Annotated in this window: 26 protein-coding genes; 21 read left to right on the top strand and 5 right to left on the bottom strand. The window is 61.9% G+C overall.

Annotated features, from left to right (window positions below):
- Positions 1-2: 2 nt before the first annotated feature.
- A complete protein-coding gene (locus tag KI810_RS04215; RefSeq protein WP_214174206.1) occupies positions 3-1604 on the bottom strand; it encodes a thiolase family protein in 1602 nt (533 codons plus the stop codon).
- A gap of 536 nt (positions 1605-2140) precedes the next feature.
- Here KI810_RS04215 and KI810_RS04210 point away from each other — a divergent pair.
- The 14 genes from KI810_RS04210 to KI810_RS04145 all read left to right on the top strand — a co-directional run bounded on the left by KI810_RS04210 (position 2141) and on the right by KI810_RS04145 (position 11237).
- On the top strand, positions 2141-2944 hold the full coding sequence (locus tag KI810_RS04210) for an SGNH/GDSL hydrolase family protein (RefSeq protein WP_246525141.1): 804 nt from the start codon (positions 2141-2143) through the stop codon (positions 2942-2944).
- Between the two features lie 142 nt (positions 2945-3086).
- A complete protein-coding gene (locus KI810_RS04205; protein ID WP_214174204.1) occupies positions 3087-3911 on the top strand; it encodes a hypothetical protein in 825 nt (274 codons plus the stop codon).
- A 75-nt stretch (positions 3912-3986) separates the two neighbouring features.
- Complete coding sequence (locus tag KI810_RS04200) at positions 3987-4304, top strand: NTF2 fold immunity protein (protein WP_214174203.1); 318 nt, start codon at positions 3987-3989, stop codon at positions 4302-4304.
- Positions 4305-4474: 170 nt separating this feature from the next.
- Complete coding sequence (locus KI810_RS04195) at positions 4475-4741, top strand: BrnT family toxin (RefSeq protein ID WP_214174202.1); 267 nt, start codon at positions 4475-4477, stop codon at positions 4739-4741.
- Positions 4731-4979, top strand: a complete 249-nt coding sequence (locus KI810_RS04190; RefSeq protein WP_214174201.1) for a BrnA antitoxin family protein — start codon at positions 4731-4733, stop codon at positions 4977-4979. The genes KI810_RS04195 and KI810_RS04190 overlap by 11 nt, the downstream gene beginning before the upstream one ends.
- 83 nt (positions 4980-5062) lie before the next feature.
- Positions 5063-5998, top strand: a complete 936-nt coding sequence (locus KI810_RS04185) for a D-2-hydroxyacid dehydrogenase (protein ID WP_214174200.1) — start codon at positions 5063-5065, stop codon at positions 5996-5998.
- Between the two features lie 21 nt (positions 5999-6019).
- A complete protein-coding gene (locus tag KI810_RS04180) occupies positions 6020-6454 on the top strand; it encodes an acyl-CoA thioesterase (protein WP_214174199.1) in 435 nt (144 codons plus the stop codon).
- A 77-nt stretch (positions 6455-6531) separates the two neighbouring features.
- Complete coding sequence (locus KI810_RS04175; protein WP_214174198.1) at positions 6532-6930, top strand: HI0074 family nucleotidyltransferase substrate-binding subunit; 399 nt, start codon at positions 6532-6534, stop codon at positions 6928-6930.
- On the top strand, positions 6912-7229 hold the full coding sequence (locus tag KI810_RS04170; RefSeq protein ID WP_214174197.1) for a nucleotidyltransferase family protein: 318 nt from the start codon (positions 6912-6914) through the stop codon (positions 7227-7229). Before KI810_RS04175 ends, KI810_RS04170 begins: the two co-directional genes overlap by 19 nt.
- Positions 7230-7404: 175 nt before the next feature.
- A complete protein-coding gene (locus tag KI810_RS04165) occupies positions 7405-7758 on the top strand; it encodes a VOC family protein (RefSeq protein ID WP_214174196.1) in 354 nt (117 codons plus the stop codon).
- Between the two features lie 298 nt (positions 7759-8056).
- Positions 8057-8527, top strand: a complete 471-nt coding sequence (locus KI810_RS04160; RefSeq protein ID WP_214174195.1) for a WbuC family cupin fold metalloprotein — start codon at positions 8057-8059, stop codon at positions 8525-8527.
- A 4-nt stretch (positions 8528-8531) separates the two neighbouring features.
- Positions 8532-9155 (top strand): SH3 domain-containing protein, encoded by a 624-nt coding sequence (locus KI810_RS04155; protein WP_214174194.1) that lies wholly within the window; start codon positions 8532-8534, stop codon positions 9153-9155.
- A 232-nt stretch (positions 9156-9387) separates the two neighbouring features.
- Positions 9388-10692 (top strand): pyridoxal phosphate-dependent aminotransferase, encoded by a 1305-nt coding sequence (locus KI810_RS04150; RefSeq protein ID WP_214174193.1) that lies wholly within the window; start codon positions 9388-9390, stop codon positions 10690-10692.
- A 206-nt stretch (positions 10693-10898) separates the two neighbouring features.
- A complete protein-coding gene (locus KI810_RS04145; protein WP_214174192.1) occupies positions 10899-11237 on the top strand; it encodes a PilZ domain-containing protein in 339 nt (112 codons plus the stop codon).
- A gap of 88 nt (positions 11238-11325) precedes the next feature.
- Here the strand turns inward: KI810_RS04145 and KI810_RS04140 are convergent, their stop codons facing one another.
- From KI810_RS04140 to KI810_RS04130, 3 genes are all read right to left on the bottom strand, one after another.
- Positions 11326-11727, bottom strand: coding sequence for a secondary thiamine-phosphate synthase enzyme YjbQ (locus KI810_RS04140; protein WP_214174191.1), 402 nt, complete (start codon positions 11725-11727; stop codon positions 11326-11328).
- Between the two features lie 34 nt (positions 11728-11761).
- Positions 11762-12205 (bottom strand): tetratricopeptide repeat protein, encoded by a 444-nt coding sequence (locus tag KI810_RS04135; protein ID WP_214174190.1) that lies wholly within the window; start codon positions 12203-12205, stop codon positions 11762-11764.
- 124 nt (positions 12206-12329) lie between these two features.
- A complete protein-coding gene (locus KI810_RS04130; protein ID WP_214174188.1) occupies positions 12330-13352 on the bottom strand; it encodes a ribonuclease Z in 1023 nt (340 codons plus the stop codon).
- Between the two features lie 99 nt (positions 13353-13451).
- On the opposite strand from KI810_RS04130, the gene glpK reads away from it, so the two are divergent.
- The 3 genes from glpK to KI810_RS04115 are packed head-to-tail and all read left to right on the top strand — an operon-like array spanning position 13452 to position 16992.
- Entirely contained in the window at positions 13452-14957 is a 1506-nt protein-coding gene (gene glpK, locus KI810_RS04125; RefSeq protein ID WP_214174187.1) for a glycerol kinase GlpK, read from the top strand.
- On the top strand, positions 14954-16537 hold the full coding sequence (locus tag KI810_RS04120; protein ID WP_214174186.1) for a glycerol-3-phosphate dehydrogenase/oxidase: 1584 nt from the start codon (positions 14954-14956) through the stop codon (positions 16535-16537). Before glpK ends, KI810_RS04120 begins: the two co-directional genes overlap by 4 nt.
- Positions 16534-16992 (top strand): hypothetical protein, encoded by a 459-nt coding sequence (locus KI810_RS04115; protein ID WP_214174185.1) that lies wholly within the window; start codon positions 16534-16536, stop codon positions 16990-16992. Before KI810_RS04120 ends, KI810_RS04115 begins: the two co-directional genes overlap by 4 nt.
- A 7-nt stretch (positions 16993-16999) precedes the next feature.
- Here the strand turns inward: KI810_RS04115 and KI810_RS04110 are convergent, their stop codons facing one another.
- Positions 17000-18136 (bottom strand): PQQ-dependent sugar dehydrogenase, encoded by a 1137-nt coding sequence (locus tag KI810_RS04110; RefSeq protein WP_214174184.1) that lies wholly within the window; start codon positions 18134-18136, stop codon positions 17000-17002.
- Between the two features lie 64 nt (positions 18137-18200).
- On the opposite strand from KI810_RS04110, the gene KI810_RS04105 reads away from it, so the two are divergent.
- The 4 genes from KI810_RS04105 to KI810_RS04090 all read left to right on the top strand — a co-directional run bounded on the left by KI810_RS04105 (position 18201) and on the right by KI810_RS04090 (position 22705).
- Positions 18201-18698 carry a dioxygenase family protein gene (locus KI810_RS04105; protein WP_246525140.1) on the top strand — a complete coding sequence of 166 codons (498 nt, stop codon included), beginning with the start codon at positions 18201-18203 and terminating at the stop codon, positions 18696-18698.
- Positions 18699-18834: 136 nt separating this feature from the next.
- Positions 18835-20010, top strand: coding sequence for a vWA domain-containing protein (locus KI810_RS04100; RefSeq protein ID WP_214174183.1), 1176 nt, complete (start codon positions 18835-18837; stop codon positions 20008-20010).
- 171 nt (positions 20011-20181) lie between these two features.
- Positions 20182-20586 carry a hypothetical protein gene (locus KI810_RS04095; protein ID WP_214174182.1) on the top strand — a complete coding sequence of 135 codons (405 nt, stop codon included), beginning with the start codon at positions 20182-20184 and terminating at the stop codon, positions 20584-20586.
- A 304-nt stretch (positions 20587-20890) separates the two neighbouring features.
- Complete coding sequence (locus KI810_RS04090) at positions 20891-22705, top strand: bifunctional homocysteine S-methyltransferase/methylenetetrahydrofolate reductase (RefSeq protein WP_214174181.1); 1815 nt, start codon at positions 20891-20893, stop codon at positions 22703-22705.
- Positions 22706-22708: the final 3 nt, after the last annotated feature.

Genomic DNA, 22708 nt, shown 5'->3' with positions numbered 1-22708 from the left:
CCTCACCCCATGAGCCTGCGCCGCGCCGCTTCCGCCAGCTCCACCAGACCGTCCAGGGTCCGCCGGTAGAAGCGCCGGACCGGCATCCGGTTGACGAGGATATCCCCATTCGACCGCTCCAGGGTGACCCGGTCCCCCGCCGTCAGGGGGGCGGTCCGGTCGTAGAACTCGCCGCCGATGCCGAAGAGGAAGTTGTAGCGCTCCCCCGCCTCGCAGCGGCAGGAGACCACCATGACGGTGTTGAGCGGCTCGCCGCTCTTGTGGTCGAAGCGGGTGGTGGCGGTGACGAAATCCCCCTCCACCGGCCCGTTCCGTGCCAGGAGCGCCTCCACCGTCATGTTGGCGGGCTTGGTCCGCCCGAGGGACGGCAATCCCCACGGCTTGAACGGCTCGTGGCGCCGCTTGTCGAAATGGTCCTCCCGCTCCAGCAGAATCACCACGTTGTTATTGATGGGGCCGCCGATGGAGTGGGAGAGCCCGGCACCGAATCCCCGCTCCAGGATGAGGCGGTGGTTCTCCACCACCTGGATCATCCCCGTCGCCCCCAGGGGGTGCCCCCGCCCCTTCAGCCCCCCCGTCAGGTTGGTGGGGAACAGTCCCTTCTCCCCCGTCAGTTCGTCGTCCAGGAGGCCGTCCAGCAGGCGGTGGCGGGGGAGAATCCCCAGGTCCACCATGTTGATGGGGCCGAAACCGTTGAAGGGATCGTGCATGTTCACGTGGAGAATCCCCTCCAGGCTCCGGACCTCCTTCAGCCCCGCCATGCCGTACGCCTCGGCGGCGGCCCGGACCGTGGCGGGGAAGGAGTGGAAGTAATTCCGGTCGGCGATGGTCGGGATGTCCGTGGCGCTCCCGACCCCGGCCGCCAGCACCTCCTGGGGACGGGAAGTGAGGATCACCGCCGCCACCCCGTCGGACATGGGGCAGAAGTCGTGGTAACGGAGCGGCCACCAGTACGGGTAGTTCTTCCCGCTGACGATCTGGCGGTAGTACTCCTCCACCTCGATCTCGAAATTCAGGTGGGCGTCGGGGTTTTTTGCGGCGTAGCGGTGGGCCCGCTGGGTGAGCAGCGACGAAAAAGCGGTCCACTCGTCCAGAGACAGTCCGAGCCGTTCCATGAGCGCCCGCGCCACCAGCGCCCCGCAGGCGGGCATGCTCAGGCCGAACTCCGCCTCGTCACGGTCGATCACCCCCGCCACGATCCGGGTCGCCTCCGGGGTGGAGACGTCGCTCATCTTCTGGATGCCGATGGCCAGCACATGATCGCAGCTCCCCGAGGCGACCATCTGGTAGGCGACCTCGAAGGCGGTCGCCCCCGACGAGGAGGCGGTGTCGATGAGGATCGACTTGGTCCCCGACACCCCCAGCACCCCTGCCACCTTGGCGGCGGTGTTGTCCACGCGGGAGAAAGCGACCGGGCTCTGGCATCCCACGACCACCGCCTCGATCTCCTTGCGCCGGACCGGGCTCCCCTCGAACACCGCCCCGCTCTTCTCCGCCAGCCCGAGGAACGAAAGCTCCTCCCGCTCCTTGCCGTTGTACCGGCCGACCGGCGCCATGTAGGATGCGGCGACATAGACCCTGCGGGGGTGGAAAGCGGTTTTCATGGCTGATTCCTTCCTCGGCAATTCATGATTATTCATCCGGACCATAACTCCCTTTGCCCCTGCCCTCATCCTATCCTTCTCCCGAAGGGAGAAGGGATTCAGTTCCCCTCTCCCTCTGGGAGAGGGTGGCTAAAGGCCGAGTGAGGGGGAGGACGTGTGGGGTTACAAGGAGAACCCGGCTTTGCGTAGTGTGACTCACATTGTAGCCGATGGGACGGGGTATGACAATTTGCAGTTTGTCGATTGATTGTCATTATGGTGAACCTTGCAATGCCCACGAATTGATGTAGGATGTGTTGGAAAATATTAATCAATCCACATCAAAAGGGGGTGAATCCGGCACCGTCACCATCGGCACAATTGCAGGGATTAGTTCTGTTAACTATTTCGCCATGCCCCCCTCCTTCCTCCCCCCTCCGGGGGGAGAACTCTTTACCCTCCCCCAGCGGGGGAGGGTTGGGTGGGGGCCGACTCAATCGACAACCAGTGAGGACTATACACATATGAAAACGATGAGCACTACCAGATGGACCGTTATGGGCATTTTACTGATCCTCGTACTGCAGGTGCCGGGCTGGGCCGCGGCCCAAACCACGTTCAGCCGCATCGTGGTATTCGGAGACAGCCTGTCAGACCCCGGCAACGCATTTGTTTTCGTAGGTGCGGCGAACACGCCACCCTACGCGTACCTTGACCAGCTCCTCATTCCGGACAGACCCTACGCGAAAGGGGGACTCCACTTCAGTAACGGTGCGACCTGGATCGAACAGCTCGCGCGGCCGCTGGGGTTCGCCGGGAATACCCGTCCCGCCTTCCGGGAATTGGGAACCGACGCGACCAACTACGCGGTCGGCGGCGCCAGGGCGCGCGAAGGTGTGGGCAACGCCGGTTTCGGCTTCCAGGTGAACGCTTTTCTCAACGCCTTTGGCGGCACTGCCCCGGCCGATGCCCTCTACGTGATCGAGTTCGGCAGCAACGACGTCCGCGACGCACTGGCGGCAGCCGATCCTACCATCCTCGCCAGCGCCCTCACCTCCATCGGCAACAATGTCGGTGCCCTGTATGCGGCAGGTGCAAGGAAGTTCCTCGTATGCAACGCACCCGACATCTCCCTGACCCCCGCTATTCTCACACTCGACAAAATAATCCCCGGTGCAGCCCAGTCAGCCCACGTATTATCGATATCATTCAACGCGGGGCTCGACGCACTATTGGCGTCACTGGCAGGGTCTCCCGGGATCGAGATGGTGCGTGTCGATTTTTTCAAGAAGGTTTCCGACATCGTCGCCGCCCCTGCAACATTTGATCTGAGTGTCGTGGATACAGGAAGATACGTGTAATTCTAAATTCAGTCGAATAGGGAAAACCCGGGACAGATCTATTTTGTGTTGAAAGGATAATGCTCAACTAGCGCCAAGACCTACACTAAAACAGCCGGTCAGATTTATGTCGTTGAATGATACAAGACTGGAGGCAATCATAATGAAACTCGCAAGATTTGATTCATATATCAGTCCCGACGAAGTAAATCGGGTACACTCTGAATTGATGAGAAGGCGGGATTTATTAATAAATTTTGCCCATGACAATCAAATCTCGATGGAAAATCTGGATAGAGAATGCATAGTCACATTTTTCGAGCGATGGGAACTCCCCAAAAGACCGGTGTGCATTCCTGATTTGATGAAGACGTTTTTCACTTGCTGCTTTACCTACGCTCCGTTAAGAAAATATCTTTCCTCAATAGCGGGGAGTATCCCAACCCCTGAGATGCTGCCTGATTGTTTGTCACAGATATATTCTGAAAAGGCCTTTCTTTTAGACCAAAACTGGACCCCTCTGAAACTCCATGAGATTGCTGAAAATATCCAAGCACGAGAAAAGTTCGACCTAAAATCAAATCAATTTCAACCTAGGATGATTTCTGTTCTGTTGGACGGAAGCATGGAAATGGATCGCCGGCTTAAATTAGGTTTAGAGTCTTTTTATTCTGAACTGAAAGAGATAAATGGTAAATCAGGATATGAAATCTGGGCCTATGTATCTGGGTTCTCAACCAACATTTATAATGTGGGGACAGCCCTTATTTGCGATTTTTTGAAAGATATTGGATGTGACCAATTTGTGAAAGTTGACCATCATTTTAAGAATGAATTTCCAGCATTACTTGGTTATAGCGATTGCAATAAGCTTAGTTCTAAAGATCATTTTGTATTGTCTCAGTCCATTGCAAATTCCCTCAAAATGAGTCCTTTTCATTTAGACCATCTACTATATCAATGGGGAAGATATAAGAAATACGAATAGTTTGCGGCTAAAAAACTATTCAACTAAGCACAACACCGGCCAAGAAAGCTCGCCTAGCCCCGTTGCGAGGTCAACATGAAGACAATAAAAAGAATGATAACGATTGTCATGCTGTTTGCAGTAATTGCACCCCATGGAGTGTTGCACGCAGCCGGGAAGCCTGCTGAAGGGTATGTTCCCGATGAAGCGACCGCCATCGCGATTGCGGTTGCCGTCTGGGTACCGATCTATGGGAAAGACCGGGTAGAAGGGAAAAAGCCCTACAAAGCAATTCTCAAGGATGGAATCTGGCAGGTGAGGGGCTCCCTCCCCCACGGGTGGAAAGGTGGCGTACCGGAGGCTGAGATCAGCAAAGACGATGGTCGAATCCTTCGGGTAAGCCACGGGAAATAGGGAAGGGAATAAGGGGTCAGACCTACGCATTTGACAATAAGAGAGCTGATGCGTCAAATGCATGGTTCCGCCCCTTTAATCTTCCATGCGAATAAGCTTCAGCCCAAACATATCCTGCCGGTTTCCCTCCTTGACATATACATACAAAATACATACAATCAAGATAGACTATGAGAATCACTTTCGATCCGAACAAGGCTGCTACCAACTACCGTAAGCACGGGATCAGGTTTTCCGATGCTGAAGCGGTGCTTTTTGATCCGATGGCCTTAACGCGCGAGGATAAAGACGCGGACGGAGAGCAGAGATTCGTTACGATTGGTGTGGATGCAACCGGGAGAGTTCTTGTTGTCGTCTTCATGTACCGCGGTGAGGAAATCCGGCTGATTTCGGCACGCCCCGCAACCGCGAAAGAAAGGGGATACTATGAAAGCTGAATACGATTTTTCCAAAGCAAAGCGTGGCGCTGTCGTGCCGCAGACCGGAAAAACGCGCATCACCATGTATCTTGACGATGCTGTTCTCGAAGAGTTTCGCAAACGTGCTGATGCGGCAGGCAAAGGGTATCAGACCCTGATTAATGATGCCTTACGAGAGTACCTCTCGAAGGATTCAGGCACCCTTGAAGAGACCCTGCGCAAAGTCATTCGTGAAGAAATGGGGCGGGCCGCCTGATTCTACAACGGCAAACGCACAACCAACGGCAGGCACCGGCTTGATCACGGACATTCCCATTTATACAAACAACTGAAACCATCATGAAACCAACCAACCTCCTCATCCATCTCCATCACACCATCGACGCCTTTGCCTTCAAGCCGCGTCACCTCGACCAGCTCCGCGCGGCGCTTCCCGATATTCCCATCACCGTGGCACGGGACACCGATGACTTCCTGGCCCGCCTCCCCGATGCGGAATGCGTCCTGGCCTGGCGATTCAAGGCGGAATGGTACCATAACGCCCCGAAACTTCAGGCGCTCTTTACCCCTGCCGCCGGCCACGACTGGGTTGACGAAGACCCTTCCGGCCGGGTGATGACCCGCTACGGCACCTTCCACGGCCGTATCATGCGGGAGAGCCTCCTCTCCATGATGCTCCATTTCAACCAGCGCATCGGCACATCCCTGGACGACCAGAGGAACAGGGTCTGGGGACGGATGGGGTACAGCGACTGCGTGGCGCTTTTCCGCCAGCAGGTGCTCATCGTCGGTTTCGGCGCGCTGGGGAAGTCCGTGGCGGAACTGTTGAAGGCGTTCGGGGCCGGGGTCACGGGGGTGAAACGGAGCGTGGAAGGGTACGCGGCCCCCCCGGTGGTCGACAGGGTCGTCCCCTTCGACCGGCTGGAGGAGGAGCTGCCCCATGCCGACCACGTGGTGCTCCTCCTGCCGGGGGGAAGGGAAACCGAGGGGATCTTCACCGGCCGGCATTTCAGCGCCATGAAACCGGGAGCCTGCCTCTACAACCTGGGACGGGGCAACTGCTACCGTGAGGCGGACCTGCTGCAGGCCCTGCACGACGGCCCGCTGGCCGGGGCGGGGCTGGACGTCTTCGCCGCCGAGCCGCTTCCCCCAGAATCCCCTTTATGGCATGAGCCGAAGGTGCTGATCACCCCCCATTCCAGCGCCATCAGCCGGGAGTATATCGACCTCTTCATCGAGGAACTGCTCGGGGTCCTCCGTCCGACCCCGAATTGACGTCAAACAGGGAGAGCTTCAATGCAACAGTTTGCCAGCAAGATGAAACTCCGCATCGATTGGTGTGACATCGACATGTTCCACCACGTGAACAACATATCGGTGCTGCGGTATGTCCAGTCGGCGCGGACCCACTACCTGGAGGCGCTCGGCCTCATGCAGCTGCAACTCACCGACAGGAAGGGGCCGGTCCTGGCCTCCAGCAGCACCCAGTTCAAGAAGCAGCTGTTCTACCCCGGCAATGTAACCGTCTATTCGACGGTAAGCGCCATCAAGAACACCAGTTTCACCCTGCAGCATTACATCTATGACGACAAGGGGGAACTCGCCACCGAGGTCACCGACATCATCGTTTTCTTCGACTTTGCGGCCAACACGAAACTCAAGATACCCGACACCCTGAAGGCAAAGATCCATTCCCTGGAAAACCGGGTACAGCTTGCAACAAAAATGTGAGAAAAAGGGTTTGACGTAGGTGAAATTTCTGTCCATAACCGTAATACACGCATGAAGTCGAAACGAGGAGCGCATCAATGGATACTGAACGCCTGCAGGAACGGATTGCAGACTACCTCAAAGCACTTGACCAGCTTGTGAAGGCGGCGCAGCAGCCCAAGGACGAATTCCTGCGTGATTCAGTCATCCAGCGCTTCGAATTCACCCACGAAATCGCCTGGAAGATGCTCAAGCTCCGGCTGGAGGCCGAGGATGTTTTTGTCAGGACTCCCCGCGAAACCCTGCAGGCAGCCTTGCAGGCAGGATTGATCGATGACGGCAACGCCTGGAGCGATCTGCAGAAAATGCGCAACCTCACCAGCCACACGTACAACGAGCAGCTTGCCGATGACGTGTATGCTTACGTCACCGAACATGCGGTGACACTGTTCCGGCAACTGGCCGAGAAGGCAACATCATGGCAGACGACAACCTGATATTCGGCATAGCGGAACGGCACTACACCGATCTTGCGGGAATATTCGTCCGTTATCCAAACATTGAGCGGGTGCTTGTTTTCGGTTCCCGCGCCAAGGGTACGGCAACCCCCTCATCGGACATCGACCTGGCGGTGGTGGCCCCGAACATGAACGATCAGGAGTTCAATCGGCTCTGGAACGAGCTGGATGCCCTGCCGCTCGTATTCAAGCTGGACGTGCTCCACTGGGACAGGCTGGGGGAACAGAAGCTCAAGGAGAGCATCATGAGGCACGGCCAGCTGTTCTATCCCCTTTAACGCCTCCCCGCAGCCCCAACCTCAGCCCCCCCATCCAATCGGACGTGATCAGCGGAAAATGCCGGCATTACCCATACCGGATTATTCACCTCGGCAGTGGAGCAAATTGCCCTTGCCAGCCGTGCGCCGCTCTGCTATTTTCTTCCCCTAAACCCTTTAGAAAAGGATATTCGCCATGGTCACCAAGATGAAAAACGTGGTGGTCTTCGTCCGCGATCTGGACAAGGCCCGCCATTTCTACAAGGAGCAGTTGAAGCTTCCCCTCTCCCAGGAGTCGGTCGCCACCATGGAGTTTTTCCCCGGCGCCACCTCGAATCTCGGCGTTGCGCTCGCCATGCACGAGGCGGCGATGCCGCTGGTGGGACGACACACCGGCATCACCCTGGTGGTGAGCAACCTGGACGAACTGTACCAGGAGCTGGTCGCCGCAGGGGTAACGTTCCCCGAGCCGCTGGAGAAGTCCCCCTGGGGGAAGATGGCGGTGGTGGCAGACCCGGACGGCAACCAGTTCGCCCTGGTGGAGGGGTAACGCTGAAAAATCGGGAAAACCTGAAAAACCTAATTTGAACGCGGAAAACGCAGAAAAAAACTGGATAACTGCGGATTTGAAGCAACAACCTTTTTGGGGGTTTTATCCGCCGTTATCCGTAACGTTATCCGCCTTTTCCGTGTTCAATTGCCGTTTTTTGAGATTCAAGAGCACATATCAACCGGCAAAACAGGATAACTGCAGATTTGAAGCGACAACCTTTTGTGGGTTTTTATCCGCCGTTATCAGAGATGTTATCCGCCTTTTCCGTGTTCAATTGCCGTTTATGGAGCACCAAATGAACTACCTCGACCAGGCACTCCTGGACCGGCTCTCCGCCGCGGCCAAGGATGCGCCGCGCCAGCGGAAGAACCATAATCTCCACCCCACCGACGACTTCTGCTGCCACCGGCTCCTGAACGCCGTGGAACCGGACACCTACATCCGCCCCCATCGCCACGCCGATCCCAACAAGGATGAGTCCATGGTTATGGTGCGGGGCCGCATGGGGGTGGTGGCGTTCGACGACGACGGCCGGGTGCAGGAGACCAGGATCATCGCGGCCGGCGGGGAGACCTTCGCCGTCGACATCCCCCACGGCCGGTACCATACCGCCATCAGCCTGGAGCCGGGCACCGTCTTTTTCGAGGCCAAGGCCGGCCCCTACCGCCCCCTGACCGCCGACGAACTGGCGCCCTGGGCACCGGAGGAGGGATCGCCGGAGAGCGTGGAATACCTCGCCCGCCTGAAAGCCCTCTTCACCCCGTAAACCGATGCCGACCCGACTGTTTCTCGCCGTTCTCCTCTCGCTCTCCCTGCTCGTACCCCCTGTCGGGCACGCTGCCGCCAAGCCACGCCCGTTCGCGGGGATCGGCATCCTTCTGATCCGCCCAGCTTCGCCGACGGATACCGTGGCGCCCGGCACCATCACCCTCTACCGGGAACCGGGAGTCGGCCGGCTGGCAGAGCTGCCACCGGCAAAGCTCCCCACCTTGAGCCAGGTGCTGAAAGCGGCGCCAGGGGAAACGGCGGTGGCGGTCCAGGGTAAAAGGGGTGCATGGTTGCGCATCGCCTATGACGAGGCGGGACGGGAGGGGTGGGTCCAGCTCCAGCGGCACTGGCAGTACGACGACTGGGACACCTTTCTGAAAGGGCGGGTGGTGCGGCTGTTTGCCGGCATGAAAAAGAACCTGTACAGTCTCCGGAAGGAGCCGGCCACCACCTCCCCCGAAGTACAGACTCTTTCCGCCTCCCGCAACCTGCGGGTCATCCAGGTGCAGGAGGACTGGGCACTGGCAATGATCGACCTGGCCGCAGCCGGCTGGATACGGTGGCGGGACGGTGACGGCCGTTTCCTCGTCGTCATCGACGAGACATTTGACCCACAAAAACGTTGACTTAGGCCAATGTTCTGTGGTATTCGAAACAGCATGAAAAGGATCGCACTGAACATGGCAGCAGCACCGGCACGAGCTATCAGCGCCGCGGCGTCTTTCGCCGCAGGTTCGCCCGCCGCCATGTAAGCACTCTCCGCTTATCTTCTACCTAATGGCCGTGGGCATCCCCCACGGCCTTTTTGTTTTTGAAACACGGACACCGTTCACCATTACACAGCATCAGGGAGGCATCATGCGAAGCGACATTGTAAGCCACGGCGCGGGGGAACTGACCTACGAGATCAGGAACATCGTCAACGTGGCGGAGAAGCTCCAGAAGCACGGCGTGAAGATCAACTGGGAGAATATCGGCGACCCCATCGTCAAGGGGGAGGTCATCCCGGAGTGGATGAAGGAAATCGTGGCCCGCGAGGCTATGCACAACGAGAGCTGGGGGTACTGCCACACCCGCGGCGTGCTGGAGACCCGGGAATTCATCTGCAACCTTACCAACAGTCGCGGCGGGGCACAGATCACCCCGGACGACATCATCTTCTTCAACGGCCTAGGGGACGCCATCGCCAAGGTATATGGCTGCCTGCGGCCCGAAACACGGGTCCTGCTCCCCTCCCCCACCTACACCACCCACTCACTCGGCGAAGCGGCCCACGCCCACGCCGCGCCGGTCTGCTACCGGCTCGATCCCGCCAACAACTGGCTCCCGGACCTTGAGGATCTCCGCAACCACGTCAAGTACAATCCCCAGATCGCCGGCATCATGATCATCAACCCGGACAACCCGACGGGGATGGTCTATCCCGTGGAAACCCTGCGGGGAATCGTCGCCATCGCCCGGGAGTTCGACCTCTTCATCATCGCCGACGAGGTCTACAACAACATCGTCTACAACGGCGAGCGGACCGTCCCCATCTCCGACGTCATCGGTGACGTCCCCGCCATCGCCATGAAGGGTATCTCCAAGGAGTTCCCCTGGCCCGGCTCCCGCTGCGGCTGGACCGAAGTCTACAACTACGGCCGGGACGAGCGCTTCAAGAAGTACATCAATGCCATCCTCACCTCCAAGATGAACGAGGTCTGCTCCACCACCCTCCCCCAGCGGACCATCCCGGCGATCATGCAGCACCCCCTCTACGCCTCCTACCTGGCGGAGCGGATAGCCTGCTACGAGAAGGCAAGCAACATCACCTACAACTGCCTGAAAGAGGTGCCGGGACTCATGGTCAACCGGACCAACGGCGCCTTCTACATGGCGGTCGCCTTCGAAGACGGCCTCCTCAATCACCGCCAGAGCCTCCCGATCTCCAATCCGGAGGTGAAGGAGCTGGTGGAAGGGCTCGTCAACGCCCCCGGCGTATCGCCCGACAAGCGTTTCGTCTACTACATCCTCGCCCACACCGGCATCTGCATCGTCCCCCTCTCCTCCTTCAACTCCCCCCTCCAGGGATTCCGGGTCACCCTCCTGGAGAAGGACGCGGCGGAGTGCGAGCGTATCTATCGGACCCTGGCGGAAAAAATCGGCGCCTACCTCAAATCCTGATAACCTGCGACACGCGAGGGGTGAGCGCACCATGCCGCTCACCCCTCGCGGCTCCAGACAGATGGAGGGAAGAAGATATTTCTCCTCTCCGGACACCCTCCTGTTCGCCTCCCGCATTAATTATTTCTTTAAAAAATTATTTACATTGGCAAAAAAAATGATAGGTTAGGGTCGACTCTTTTAATTAGCGGGGGGAGGATCGGGGAATGGCGGAGAAACGGGACATCATACGGCTGCGCAAGCGGTTTGCGCTCCGCTTCGGGGTGGATGAACCGGTTCGCATGGCCTTCACGGAGGACATTTCCCCCGAAGGACTGTTCATCAAGACCACCAACATCTGTCCGCCGGGAACCAAGATCAAGATCATCCTGACCATCTCCAACGACCAGATCCTCCACCTCGAAGGACGGGTCATGTGGGCCAAGAAGGTTCCCCCCCAGATGATCCACATCGTCAAGAAGTGCGGCATGGGAGTGAGGATCACCCGTTTCATCAACGGAGAAGAAATTTATCAGAATTTGTGCAACGAGCTCATGGCCCGCTGACGGACTGGGGGTACGACCCACTCCTGAGACACCAGGGAATAAAAAACGGCACCGGAATGGTGCCGTTCGTGTTTGAAGGGATGCTGTTTCAGTCGTCGGCGGCGATCCGCACGGCGACCTTCCGCTCCCGCGGCCCGTCGAACTCGCAGAAGTAGACCGCCTGCCAGGTGCCGAGCACCAGTTTTCCCCCATCCACCAGCAGGGTCTGGGAGGTGCCGACCAGTGACGACTTGATGTGGGCGTCGGAATTTCCTTCACTGTGGGTGAAGTAGGGATCGTTGGGAACCAGCTTGCTGAGGAAACGACTGATGTCCCGCTGCACTGCCGGGTCTGCCCCCTCGTTCACGGTGATTGCCGCGGTGGTGTGGAGGATGAACAGGTGGAGGACCCCGCTCTTGATGCCGGCCTGCTTCACCAGCTCCCTCACGTCACCGGTGATGTCGATAAATTCGGTCCTGGCATGGCTCTTCAAGGTAATATGACGAATCATTCTCCCCCCTGAACTGGACCTTTCGAACGCCTGGTCACCTCACGCCGATTATTTTCAGCGCTTTGCCGAGCACCCTGTTGACCGGATTATCCCGCCGCAGAAAGGGGACCGGCGGGTCCCTTCTCACCCCCAGCCGATCGAGTTCCCTCTGGATGTCGACACTCCGCTGATGCCGAAGACCCATCCGGAATATCCTGATGGCGTCTTTTTTCTGTCCTGCCAGCAGGTGGATCCGCCCAAGCAGCAGGAAATGTGCGGCGTTTTTCGGCTCATCCTTGATGGCGTTCTTGCAAAGAGATACAGCCCGTTTGAACTCCCCCCGCTCCCGGGCCACGCAGTACGCCAGGCAGGAGACGTACAGGGGGCGGCGTTCCACGGCCAAAAGCCTCTCGAAACAGAGGAGGGCCGCAGCCGTGTCCCCCTCCTGCATGGCCTCCATCGCGGCAGCAGAGAGCTCTTCCAGTTGGTCAAACGTCATCTTGTCCCCCTCTCCCCGCACCAGGCGACACCCCGCGCAGCCAGCAAAAACGCCAGAGTAATTATAGAGGAAAATCCGCAAAAATAAACCGAAATGAAGGTGACATCTGGCGACAGCCCCTTCCTCACTCCGGCGTTCCGCTGCCGGCGAAAGCTTGCGACACCTCCCGCCGCACCTCTTCTTCGACATACTGGTAGCGGGGGGAGAAGTGAAACGGCTGCACCCGGGCCACCCCGGCAGCCCGGGCCAGTTCCCCCGCCTGGCGCGCCGTCAGGTGGCAGCGGTCAAAAGCCCGTTCCTCCTCGACATGGAGGAACACCGCCTCGATGAACAGGTAGTCGGCCCCCCGGGCCAGTTCCACGATCCGGTCGGCATTCTCCGCCGTAAAGACCGCATCGGTCACGTAAGCGATCTTCTGGCCCGGGACAATGGTCACGATCTCTTCTTTCAACACGCCGATGGGGTGAAACTCCTCGTGTACCGCTCCTCTCTCCCGCCACCAGACCCGGAACGGGACATCGTCCGCCGTCTCTGAAAGGATGGCCCGCTTCAGTTCGGCGAGCCACGGCCCGACCCGCCATCCCCGTTCCTCCAGCCGGTTCTTCCGGACGCTGACGTGCCGTTTCTCCTCCAGGGCAAAGGCGAGAGACGGAATCCGGTGCTGGAGAAAGGCGACACGGATCCGGAAGGTTTCCTCGTCCAGGATGATGCCGCCGGAAAAGGTTTCACGACGGTCCGCTTCCCGGGCAAACTGGCGCAGGCAGTGGAATTCCGCCGTCAGAGCGGTGCCGTCCGGGTAGAGCTCGGTGGCCACCACCGTAAAATCGGTGGGATAGTCCTGCACCAGGTTCCAGGTGTACCCGGCGAGCCGATGGCCGACCCGGTCGGTGAAACCGGTGGGGCCGAAGAGATGGATGCGCTTGTCCCGCCCCAGACAGAGGCGCACCAGGTTGTCGAAGCCGATGAAGTGATCAACGTGGGTATGGGAGACGAAGATGTGGCTGACCCGCAGAAGCTTGCGGGGGGTAAGGGGGCCCGGCTCTCCCAGGTCGAAGAGGAGCGCCCGCCGCTCGAAGAGGAAATCGACGTAGACCCCCGGGTCGTCGAAGGGGCCGTTTATGAGGGATGGATGGAAGCTGGGGCGCATGGGATGTCATTCTCCGTGGCGGACCGGGCAAAGACGACGCTTTGCCCTTTGCACTGCTTCAAGTATACTGGATGGCAGACCACTTTTCGCGGAGGAACCATGAAATTCATCCTCGCCCTCGACCAGGGGACCACCAGCTCCCGAGCCATGGTATTCGACCGGGCCGGCACCATACGGGGAATGGCACAGCGGGAGTTCCGGCAGTTCTTCCCCCAGCCGGGGTGGGTGGAGCAGGACGGGAACGAGATATGGGCGTCCCAGGTCGGGGTCGCCATGGAGGCGGTCACCCGGGCGGGACTGACCATGGCCGACATCGCGGCCATCGGCATCACCAACCAGCGGGAGACCACCCTTCTCTGGGACCGGCAGACCGGCAAACCGCTCCACAACGCCATCGTCTGGCAGGACCGCCGCACCGCGGCCGCCTGCGACCGGTTGAAGGAAGCGGGGAGGGAGCCGCTCTTCCGGGAGCGGACCGGCCTCGTACTGGATGCCTATTTCTCGGGGACCAAGCTCGCCTGGCTCCTGGACAACATTCCCGGTGCCCGGGAGCGGGCCGAAGCGGGCGAACTCGCCTTCGGCACCGTCGACTCCTGGCTGGTCTGGAACCTGACAGGGGGGAGACGCCACCTTACCGACGTGAGCAACGCCTCCCGGACCCTGATGTTCGACATCCACCGGGGGTGCTGGGACGGGGAACTGTTGGAACTGCTGGGGATACCGGCTAACCTCCTCCCCGAGGTGGTCGGCTCCAGCGAGGTCTACGGCGAGACCACTCCCGGCCTCTTCGCCGTGCCGGTCCCCATCGCCGGCATCGCCGGCGACCAGCAGGCAGCCCTGTTCGGCCAGGCCTGCACCCGTCCTGGCATGGCCAAGAACACCTACGGCACCGGCTGCTTCATGCTCATGCAGACCGGCGCCACGGCAGTCCCTTCCCGGAACAACCTCCTCACCACCGTGGCGTGGCGCATCGGCGACCGTACCGACTACGCCCTGGAGGGGAGCGTCTTCATCGCCGGTGCCGCCGTACAGTGGCTGCGGGACGGGCTCGGCATCATCCGTTCCGCCGCCGAGGTTGAACCGCTGGCCGCGTCGGTACCGGACAGCGGCGGGGTCTACCTGGTCCCCGCCTTCGCCGGGCTCGGCGCCCCCCACTGGGACCAGTACGCCCGGGGGACCATGGTCGGCATCACCCGGGGGACCACCGCTGCCCACATCGCCCGGGCAACCCTGGAAGGGATCGCCTTCCAGGTGGCCGATCTCCTCCAGGCCATGGAGGACGACGCAGGCCTCCCCCTGGCGGAGCTCCGGGTGGATGGCGGCGCAGCTGGCAACGACCTGCTCATGCAGTTCCAGGCCGACCTCCTCCGGGTACCGGTGACCCGCCCCACCGTTCACGAGACCACCGCCCTCGGTGCCGCCTGCCTGGCCGGGCTGGCGGTGGGTTACTGGAAGGACCAGGCAGAGATCGCCACCCACTGGCAGCTGGACCGGACCTTCGCCCCCACGCTCCCGGCAGAACGGGCGGCGGAACTGCGCGCCGGCTGGAGCCGGGCGCTGGAAAGGGCCAAGGGATGGGCCGTGCCGGGAGAACCCTCGTCATGAATAGCGACCGCGACCGGTTTATCCAGCGGCTGGAGGACAGAACTCCCTGGGACATCATCGTCATCGGCGGCGGGGCCACCGGCCTCGGCACCGCGGTGGATGCCGCCGGGCGGGGGTACCGCACCCTCCTCCTGGAGCAGCACGACTTCGCCAAGGGGACGTCGAGCAGGAGCACCAAGCTGATCCACGGCGGGGTCCGCTACCTCCAGCAGGGAAACGTCTCCCTCGTGCTGGAGGCGTTGCGGGAGCGGGGTCTCCTCATCCGGAACGCCCCCCACCTGGTGCACAACCTCTCCTTCGTGGTCCCCCTCTACGACTGGTGGGAAGGGCCGTTCTACGGCATCGGCCTGAAGCTCTACGACATGCTGGCGGGAAAGCTCGGCCTGGGGCCTTCCCAGCTCCTCTCCCGGGAGGAGACCCTGGCCCGCATCCCGACCGTCGAACCCCAGGGGCTCAAGGGGGGGGTGATCTACCACGACGGCCAGTTCGACGATGCCCGCCTGGCCGTCGCCCTGGCCCGGACCCTGGATGACCTGGGGGGAACGCCGCTCAACTACGTGCGGGTCACGGGACTCATGAAGGAGCACGGTCTGGTGACCGGGGTGACAGCTCGGGACGAGGAGAACGGCGAGGAGTTCGAGCTCCCGGCCCGGGTGGTTGTCAACGCCACCGGCGTCTTCACCGACGGTGTCCGGCGGCTGGACGAACCGGAATGTGCGCCGGTCATCGTCCCGAGCCAGGGGGTGCACCTGGTGCTCGACCGCTCCTTCCTCCCCGGCGACAGCGCCATCATGGTCCCCCACACCGACGACGGCCGGGTCCTGTTCGCCGTCCCCTGGCACGACCGGGTCATCGTCGGCACCACCGATACCCCCGTGGACAGCACCCCCCTCGAACCGCGCCCCCTGCCAGAGGAGATCGGCTTCCTCCTCGCCCACGCCGCCCGCTACCTTACCCGCGACCCGGCACCCGATGACGTGCTGAGCGTCTTCGCCGGCCTGCGCCCCCTGGTCAGGAGTGACAAGGGGGGAACAACCGCCTCCCTTTCCCGCGACCACACCCTCCTCGTCAGCAACTCCGGCCTCGTCAGCATTACGGGGGGGAAATGGACCACCTACCGCCACATGGGGGAAGAGACGGTCACGGCTGCCGCCGCGGTTGCCGGGCTCGTCGAGCGACCACCGGTCACGCAGGAATTGCGGGTCCATGGGTGGAGAGAAGCTACCGAAAAGGGGATGACCGGCGGGGAGTACGGCAGCGACGCCGTAGAGGTGGAAGGGCTGGCGGAGGAGAACCCCGCCTGGAGGGACATGCTTCATCCACGATACCACTGGCGGGGGGTCGACGTGATCTGGGGGGTGCGGCTGGAATACGCCCGGACCGTGGAAGATGTCCTGGCGCGCCGGACCCGGGCGCTCTTCCTCGATGCCCGGGCCAGCATGGAGATGGCGCCGGCGGTGGCACAGCTCATGGCGGTGGAACTGGGGAGGGATGCCGCCTGGGAGAGGGACCAGGCCGATGCGTACCGGCGGCTGGCAACGGGATACCTCCCTGGTATCGCCGTGGCGGGAAGCCCATGAAGAAATCTCACATCTGGCTCATATGCCCCCTGCTTGGCGGGCTTGTGTTCTGGGGGGGTGACGCGCTGATCACCCGTTTCGCGACCGAACTCTCCACCGCGGTATGGATCATCGTCAAAATACTCCTGCTTCCCCTTGCCTGCGGCTTGACCTGCTGGTTCTTCGTGAAAAGGACTTCGTCCCAGGCGCTCCTCATGACGTCTGCCATGGCCATGCTGCTCGGCATCTGGTTCGGCGGGCCGCTCTACTACCTGCTGTTTTACGCGAAGACGATGAAAACGCCCATGGGGGTAGGGGAGATGGTCATCTACGTCGCGTTCTTCCCCCTCTCCACCCTGCTGGTGTCGCTGTTCAGCGGCTCGTTTGGCGGGCTGATGGTGACGACGGCTTCCCTGATGGTCCTGGGCACCGGTTGGCTCGGCGTGCCGGGCTCACCAGGCAAACCTACCGGATAGGCAGCGTTCAGCGCCGGTACGTTATCCGATACACCGCCCCCGCCTTGTCGTCCGAAACCAGCAGACTCCCGTCCGGCAGCATTTCCAGATCGACCGGCCGTCCCCACGCATTCCCCTCCTGCAGCCACCCCTCGGCAAAGACCTCGTAGGCCACGGGGCGATTCCCCTCCAGCCGCACCATGGTGACCCGGTAGCCGAGGGGATCGCTCCGGTTCCACGAGCCGTGCTCGGCGATGAAGATCCGGTTGCGGTAAGGGGGAGGGAACATGCTGCCGGTGTAAAAGCGCATGCCGAGCGACGCCACGTGAGGTCCCAGTTCCTGTTCGGGAGGGACGAAATTACCCGTCGGCCGTTTTCTGCCGTAGTCGGGATCGGGAATATTCCGGCCGTAGCGGTAGGGGAAGCCGAAATGGAGCCCCTTGACCGGCGCCCGGTTCAGCTCGTCCGGCGGCTGGTCGTCCCCCAGCCAGTCCCGGCCGTTGTCGGTGAACCAGAGTTCCCCCGTGACCGGGTGCCAGTCGAAGCCGACCGTGTTGCGCACCCCGCTGGCGAATACCTCCAGGCCGCTCCCGTCTGGCTTCATCCGCATGATGGAGGCAAAGCGGGGGTCCTTGCTCTCGCAGGCATTACAGGGTGCCCCAAGCGGCACGTAGAGGCGGCCGTCGGGGCCGAAGCGGATGAATTTCCAGCCGTGGTGCCCCTCCCGGGGGAAGGTGTCGTTCACCACCACCGGCTTGGGGGGATTGGCAAGGCGCGACTCGATGTCGTCGAAGCGAAGCACCCGGTGGATCTCCGCCACATAGAGGGCGCCATCCCGGAAGGCAACGCCGTTGGGTGAATCGAGGCCGCTGGCGATGGTGTGGACCGTATCGGCCCTGCCGGCACCTTTGGTGTCCACCAGGGCGTAGACCTTGCCGGCGGAACGGCTGCCGACGAAGACGGTCCCCCGGGCGCCGACGGCCAGGGAGCGGGCTCCCGGCACTTTCTCCCTGTAAAGGCCTATGGCGAAGCCGGAGGGGAGGCGGATGTCTCCCAGGGGAAGTTCGCGGGCAGCGCAGGCCGTACAGCACCAGATGAGGATCAGCGGCAGGAAGAGCGTTGCCGTCAGAACCTTCAAGCCACCCGCATCGTCTTTTCTGTCCATGGTCCCTCCCTGCCGGAGCCGTTCCCCTCGATCCCACGGCGGACCCGCTTGTCAACGGGGCGTAATGGGTTACAGTATACCCATGAACCGCTCTCCCGCAAACATCGTGCGGCGCGCCGCGCTGCCGCTTCTGGCCATCGTCATCTCACTGGCGGGGTCGGGAAATGCCGCCTCCTGCAGACCGACCCCCCAGGATGAAATGGGCCCCTTCTATCGACCGGACGCGCCGCTCCGCTCAAGCGTCGGGAGCGGTTACCTGCTCCGGGGCACGGTCAGGTCGGCCGCCGACTGCCGCCCCGTCAATGGGGCACGCATCGAGTTGTGGCTCGTGGGACCCCAGGGACAGTACGACGATGCCCATCGGGCCACCGTCATAACTGACGGAAAGGGGAGATACCGGTTCACCAGCAACGTCCCGCCCCCCTTCTACAGCCGCCCACCCCACATCCACATCCGCGTCACCGCCCCCGGCTTCGACGAACTGGTCACCCAGCATTATCCCCGTCCCGGCACCAGGAAGGGAAGCTTCGACCTGGGCATGCCACCCCTCCCCACCCGCTGACAGAAAACACCACATCCGAGATTAGTATTTGACGAATCCGCCGCTTGTTAATTACACTCACAGACAGTGCCGTACCGGTGACAACTGCTTTCACCGTGACGCCGTGCAGTTTCTTTCCGGCAACAGAATTGACTCTATGAACAGAATCCTGGAAAACGCCGTCGTCCGCCTCCTCAGGGAGCGCCCCTTCTATGGCCAGTTTCTCCTCGGCTTCCGCCGGGAGGAGGTGGGAAGCGGGCACCCCCTCGGGGTGACCATCCGCGCCGGGGTACCGGTGCTGGCGGTGAACGGTGAAACGTTCGCCCGGCTGGAACCGGCGGTGCAGGAGGGGCTCCTGGAGCATGCCATCAAGCACGTCCTCCACCTTCACATGGCGCGCCGCAAGGGGCGGAACCGGCATGACTGGGACATCTCCTGCGACCTGGCCATCAACCCTTCCATCGCCAGACTTCCCGACGATGCGCCGCTCCCCGCCGCCTATCGTCAGCCGGATGGTCTGGCCGCCGAGGAATACTACGCCCGGCTCACCCCCCCCTTCGACACCGGCAATATGGAAGGAAGCGGCATCGGCAACGCCAGCAGGGACGCCGGCGGCCATGCCGGACCGGGGGAAGGGGATCTCCCCTTACTGGCGGGGACCACGGTGGACGACCACACCCTCTGGGACGAAGCGGACAGCACGCCGCTCCGCTTGGCGGAGGAGGTGGTGCGGGGGATGGTCCGGGACGCGTGGCGCGCCTGCGACGGAGAGGTGCCGGCGGACGTACGTGAACTGGTGGGGGGGCTCCTCGCGCCGTCCCCCATCCCCTGGCGGCAGGTGCTGCGCCAGTTCGTGGCAACCGCCGGCCGGGTCGGGCGACAGACCACCTGGGGCCGGGAGCATCGCCGCTTCGAACACCTCACCCCCGGCATCCGTAAGCGCCATCGTCTCAACCTTCTCGTGGGGGTGGACGTGAGCGACTCCACCAATGCGCCGGAACTGCGGGAGGAGTTCGCCCGGGAACTGGTCCGGATCGCCCGGGGGAGGGAAGCACAGATCACCGTCCTCTACGCCAACAGCCGCATCCAGCGTATCGCCAGCCTCAAGGGGAGCGGAGTGGCGGTGGAGAGCTACCACGGCGGCGGCTTCACCGATCTTCGGCCGGTCTTCGACCACGCCCGGACTCTCCACCCCCGCCCGGCAGCGGTGATCTACCTCACCGACGGCTTCGGCGAGGCGCCGGAAACCATGGAATTCCCCACCCTCTGGGTGCTGACCCGGGAGGGGGAGAAGCCGGTGCCGTGGGGAGTGGAACTGCGACTGGATGTGTGATTGTCAAAAAAGCATTTACCGCAGAGGACACGGAGTAAACCGGAGGAAAACCAGAATCAAATGCCTTTAGGGGTTTAACCCAAAAAAGCGATTTTAAGGTTTTACTCAGATTTTTTCTCCGTGTCCTCTGCGGTAAAACAATTTTGAAACGATTTTGAAAGGACTTTATCCATGAGCGAATTTGCACCGATGACCGCCGACTCCGTGCGGCAGTTGCTGGAAGCGGCGGGGGCACAGGTGATGGCCCGTGATGGGCGGTCCGAGCACTACGGCTCGCCGCGGGATTTTTCCTTCGAGGTGAAGGGGGTCTTCCCCAACGGCATGGGACTCCACGTCGTCGCCCGCCAGTTCAACTACCGCGACCCGTGGGAGGGGGCGGGACGGGTCAATGACATGGTGGACGTGTCGCTCTTGAAGGACGGCAGCTATTCCCCCCTTCCCAAGGGGTATCCCTATTTCCAGGGGACCGACCTGGAGGAAGGGATCGAAGAGGAGCGACTCAAGGAAATCATCGCCTGCGTGCAGGGGCTGAACCCTAAACTCTACCTGCTGCAGGAACTGACGGGAGATATATAGTGACAAACGGTGGGAATAACTCCAGCATGTTCGCTTAGAGATGATCGGTAAGGGGCGAGTGTCCCGTGGAGCGAATGTGCCCGAGTGCCAGCCGCTGCAGGCGAAATTGAGCAGAGCCGGCCGACCGGCCGGCGCGAAATGAGCCTCGTAGCGGCGGTACGAGGGGACTCTGAGCGCAACGGGGCACTCGCCCCTTACCGATTTGTGTATTGATTTGCACCGGTGCATGGGATATCTTCCGTTTAGTATTCTTACTCCGCGCCCCTCCGTGACCTCTGCGGTGAAATTGTAGTGGAGAGTTTTCGTGAATTTCCTGGAACGGCTGCACAACGAAATACTCGTCGGCGACGGCGCCATCGGCACCATGCTCTACGGCAAGGGTGTCGGGCTGGATGCCAACTTCGAGCACCTCAACCTGGTCCGTCCCTCCCTCGTGGCCGAACTCCATGCCGAGTACCTTGCGGCCGGCGCCCGGGTCATCGAGACCAACACCTTCGGCGCCAACCATACGAAACTTGCCCCCATCGGCCTGGAGCGGAAGGTCCGGGAGATCAACCGGCGGGGGGCGGAGCTGGCCCGGCAGGCTGCGGCCGGACGGGAGGTTTTCGTCGCCGGCTCCATCGGCCCCCTGGCCCGGCTGAAGGGGGAGGAGAAGGAGCTGTCGCCGGCGGAGATGACCGCCATCTTCCGGGAGCAGGCGGAAGCCCTCGTCGAAGGGGGGATCGACCTCTTCCAGCTGGAGACCTTTTCGGACCTTCCCCAGCTTCTCTGCGCCCTGGCGGCCGCCAGGGCCACCGGACTCCCCGTGGTTGCCAGCATGGCTTTCCTGGAAGGGGGGCGTACCGGCGGCGGTACCGAGGCGGCAACGGCCGCACGGGAGCTGACCAAGGCCGGTGCCGACCTGGTGGGAGCCAACTGCGGGGCGGGACCGCTGGAAATCCTCGCTACGTTGCGCCGCATGGCGGCAGCCACCGACCTCCCCCTGGCGGCCTTCGCCAACAGCGGCTTTCCCGAATACGTGGACGGCCGCTCCATCTACCGCACCACCCCCGACTATTTCGCCGACCGGGCACGGGAGATGGTGGAGGCGGGAGCCGGCCTCATCGGCGGCTGCTGCGGCACCACCCCCGATCACATCCGGCTCCTGGCCCAGCGGCTCGCCGGGATGCGCCCCGTGGCCCGGCAGGTTGCCGTCGCTGCGGGTGTCGTGGAGAGCAAGCCGGAGCCCCCACCCCAGACAGCAGGTTTCCTTGCCCGCTGGGGGAAGGAGCCGGTCGTCACCGTGGAACTCGACCCTCCCCGGGGGATGGACTGCGGCAAGGTGCTTGCCGGCAGCCGTGCCCTGAAAGCGGCCGGGGCGGACGCCATCAACCTGGCGGAGAACCCCCTGGCCCGGGTACGCATGGGGAACATCGCCCTGGCGAGCCTCATCCAGCGGGAGGTGGGGATCGAGGTGATCGTCCACATCACCTGCCGCGACCGGAACCTCCTCGGCCTCCAGTCGGACCTGATGGGGGCAAGCCTCCTCGGCATCCGCTCGATCCTGGCGGTGACCGGGGACCCGGCCCGGCTCGGGGAACACGCCGGCGCCACGTCGGTCTTCGACCTCAACTCCTTCACCCTCATCAAGCTCCTGGCTGATCTGAACGCCGGCGTCAACGGCCTGGGGAACCCCATCGGCGACGGCACCGGCTTCACCATCGGCTGCGCCTTCAACCCCAATTCCCCCAGGATGGAGGTGCAGGCGGCCAGGCTGGAGAAAAAGGTGGCAAACGGCGCCGTATTCGCCCAGACCCAGCCGCTCTACGACGTTGCCCGACTGGACGAGATGCTGGAACGGACCGCCCCCCTCGGCATTCCGGTCCTCCCCGGCATCCTGCCGCTGGTGAGCGAGCGGAACTGCGAATACCTCCACAACGAGGTGCCGGGAATCGTCATCCCCGACGGGATCCGGCAACGGATGCGGGGGAAGGAGAAGGATGCCGGGGTACGGGAGGGGCTCGCCATCGCCAGGGAATTCATCGAAACGGTGCGGAGCCGGGTGGGGGGCTTCTACCTCATCCCCCCCTTCGGCAAGTACGAGATCGCCGTCGAGCTGGTCAAATTCATCAAGGGATAACAC

Source organism: Geomobilimonas luticola (genome assembly GCF_018476905.1).
Taxonomy (GTDB): Bacteria; Desulfobacterota; Desulfuromonadia; order Geobacterales; family Geobacteraceae; genus Geomobilimonas; species Geomobilimonas luticola.
This window is presented reverse-complemented; position numbering and strand designations above follow the sequence as displayed.

What these genes read in the sequence shown, in the direction of transcription:
- KI810_RS04200 (WP_214174203.1), top strand. Translation starts at nt 3,987, where the DNA reads ATGAAGACAATAAAAAGAATGATAACGATTGTCATGCTGTTTGCAGTA.
- KI810_RS04110 (WP_214174184.1), bottom strand. Translation starts at nt 18,136, where the DNA reads ATGGACAGAAAAGACGATGCGGGTGGCTTGAAGGTTCTGACGGCAACG.
- KI810_RS04195 (WP_214174202.1), top strand. Translation starts at nt 4,475, where the DNA reads ATGAGAATCACTTTCGATCCGAACAAGGCTGCTACCAACTACCGTAAG.
- KI810_RS04160 (WP_214174195.1), top strand. Translation starts at nt 8,057, where the DNA reads ATGAACTACCTCGACCAGGCACTCCTGGACCGGCTCTCCGCCGCGGCC.
- KI810_RS04115 (WP_214174185.1), top strand. Translation starts at nt 16,534, where the DNA reads ATGAAGAAATCTCACATCTGGCTCATATGCCCCCTGCTTGGCGGGCTT.
- KI810_RS04165 (WP_214174196.1), top strand. Translation starts at nt 7,405, where the DNA reads ATGGTCACCAAGATGAAAAACGTGGTGGTCTTCGTCCGCGATCTGGAC.
- KI810_RS04130 (WP_214174188.1), bottom strand. Translation starts at nt 13,352, where the DNA reads ATGCGCCCCAGCTTCCATCCATCCCTCATAAACGGCCCCTTCGACGAC.
- KI810_RS04155 (WP_214174194.1), top strand. Translation starts at nt 8,532, where the DNA reads ATGCCGACCCGACTGTTTCTCGCCGTTCTCCTCTCGCTCTCCCTGCTC.
- KI810_RS04205 (WP_214174204.1), top strand. Translation starts at nt 3,087, where the DNA reads ATGAAACTCGCAAGATTTGATTCATATATCAGTCCCGACGAAGTAAAT.
- KI810_RS04170 (WP_214174197.1), top strand. Translation starts at nt 6,912, where the DNA reads ATGGCAGACGACAACCTGATATTCGGCATAGCGGAACGGCACTACACC.
- KI810_RS04135 (WP_214174190.1), bottom strand. Translation starts at nt 12,205, where the DNA reads ATGACGTTTGACCAACTGGAAGAGCTCTCTGCTGCCGCGATGGAGGCC.
- KI810_RS04150 (WP_214174193.1), top strand. Translation starts at nt 9,388, where the DNA reads ATGCGAAGCGACATTGTAAGCCACGGCGCGGGGGAACTGACCTACGAG.
- KI810_RS04210 (WP_246525141.1), top strand. Translation starts at nt 2,141, where the DNA reads ATGGGCATTTTACTGATCCTCGTACTGCAGGTGCCGGGCTGGGCCGCG.
- KI810_RS04180 (WP_214174199.1), top strand. Translation starts at nt 6,020, where the DNA reads ATGCAACAGTTTGCCAGCAAGATGAAACTCCGCATCGATTGGTGTGAC.
- KI810_RS04145 (WP_214174192.1), top strand. Translation starts at nt 10,899, where the DNA reads ATGGCGGAGAAACGGGACATCATACGGCTGCGCAAGCGGTTTGCGCTC.
- KI810_RS04105 (WP_246525140.1), top strand. Translation starts at nt 18,201, where the DNA reads ATGGGTTACAGTATACCCATGAACCGCTCTCCCGCAAACATCGTGCGG.
- KI810_RS04175 (WP_214174198.1), top strand. Translation starts at nt 6,532, where the DNA reads ATGGATACTGAACGCCTGCAGGAACGGATTGCAGACTACCTCAAAGCA.
- KI810_RS04095 (WP_214174182.1), top strand. Translation starts at nt 20,182, where the DNA reads ATGAGCGAATTTGCACCGATGACCGCCGACTCCGTGCGGCAGTTGCTG.
- glpK (WP_214174187.1), top strand. Translation starts at nt 13,452, where the DNA reads ATGAAATTCATCCTCGCCCTCGACCAGGGGACCACCAGCTCCCGAGCC.
- KI810_RS04190 (WP_214174201.1), top strand. Translation starts at nt 4,731, where the DNA reads ATGAAAGCTGAATACGATTTTTCCAAAGCAAAGCGTGGCGCTGTCGTG.
- KI810_RS04140 (WP_214174191.1), bottom strand. Translation starts at nt 11,727, where the DNA reads ATGATTCGTCATATTACCTTGAAGAGCCATGCCAGGACCGAATTTATC.
- KI810_RS04100 (WP_214174183.1), top strand. Translation starts at nt 18,835, where the DNA reads ATGAACAGAATCCTGGAAAACGCCGTCGTCCGCCTCCTCAGGGAGCGC.
- KI810_RS04120 (WP_214174186.1), top strand. Translation starts at nt 14,954, where the DNA reads ATGAATAGCGACCGCGACCGGTTTATCCAGCGGCTGGAGGACAGAACT.
- KI810_RS04185 (WP_214174200.1), top strand. Translation starts at nt 5,063, where the DNA reads ATGAAACCAACCAACCTCCTCATCCATCTCCATCACACCATCGACGCC.
- KI810_RS04215 (WP_214174206.1), bottom strand. Translation starts at nt 1,604, where the DNA reads ATGAAAACCGCTTTCCACCCCCGCAGGGTCTATGTCGCCGCATCCTAC.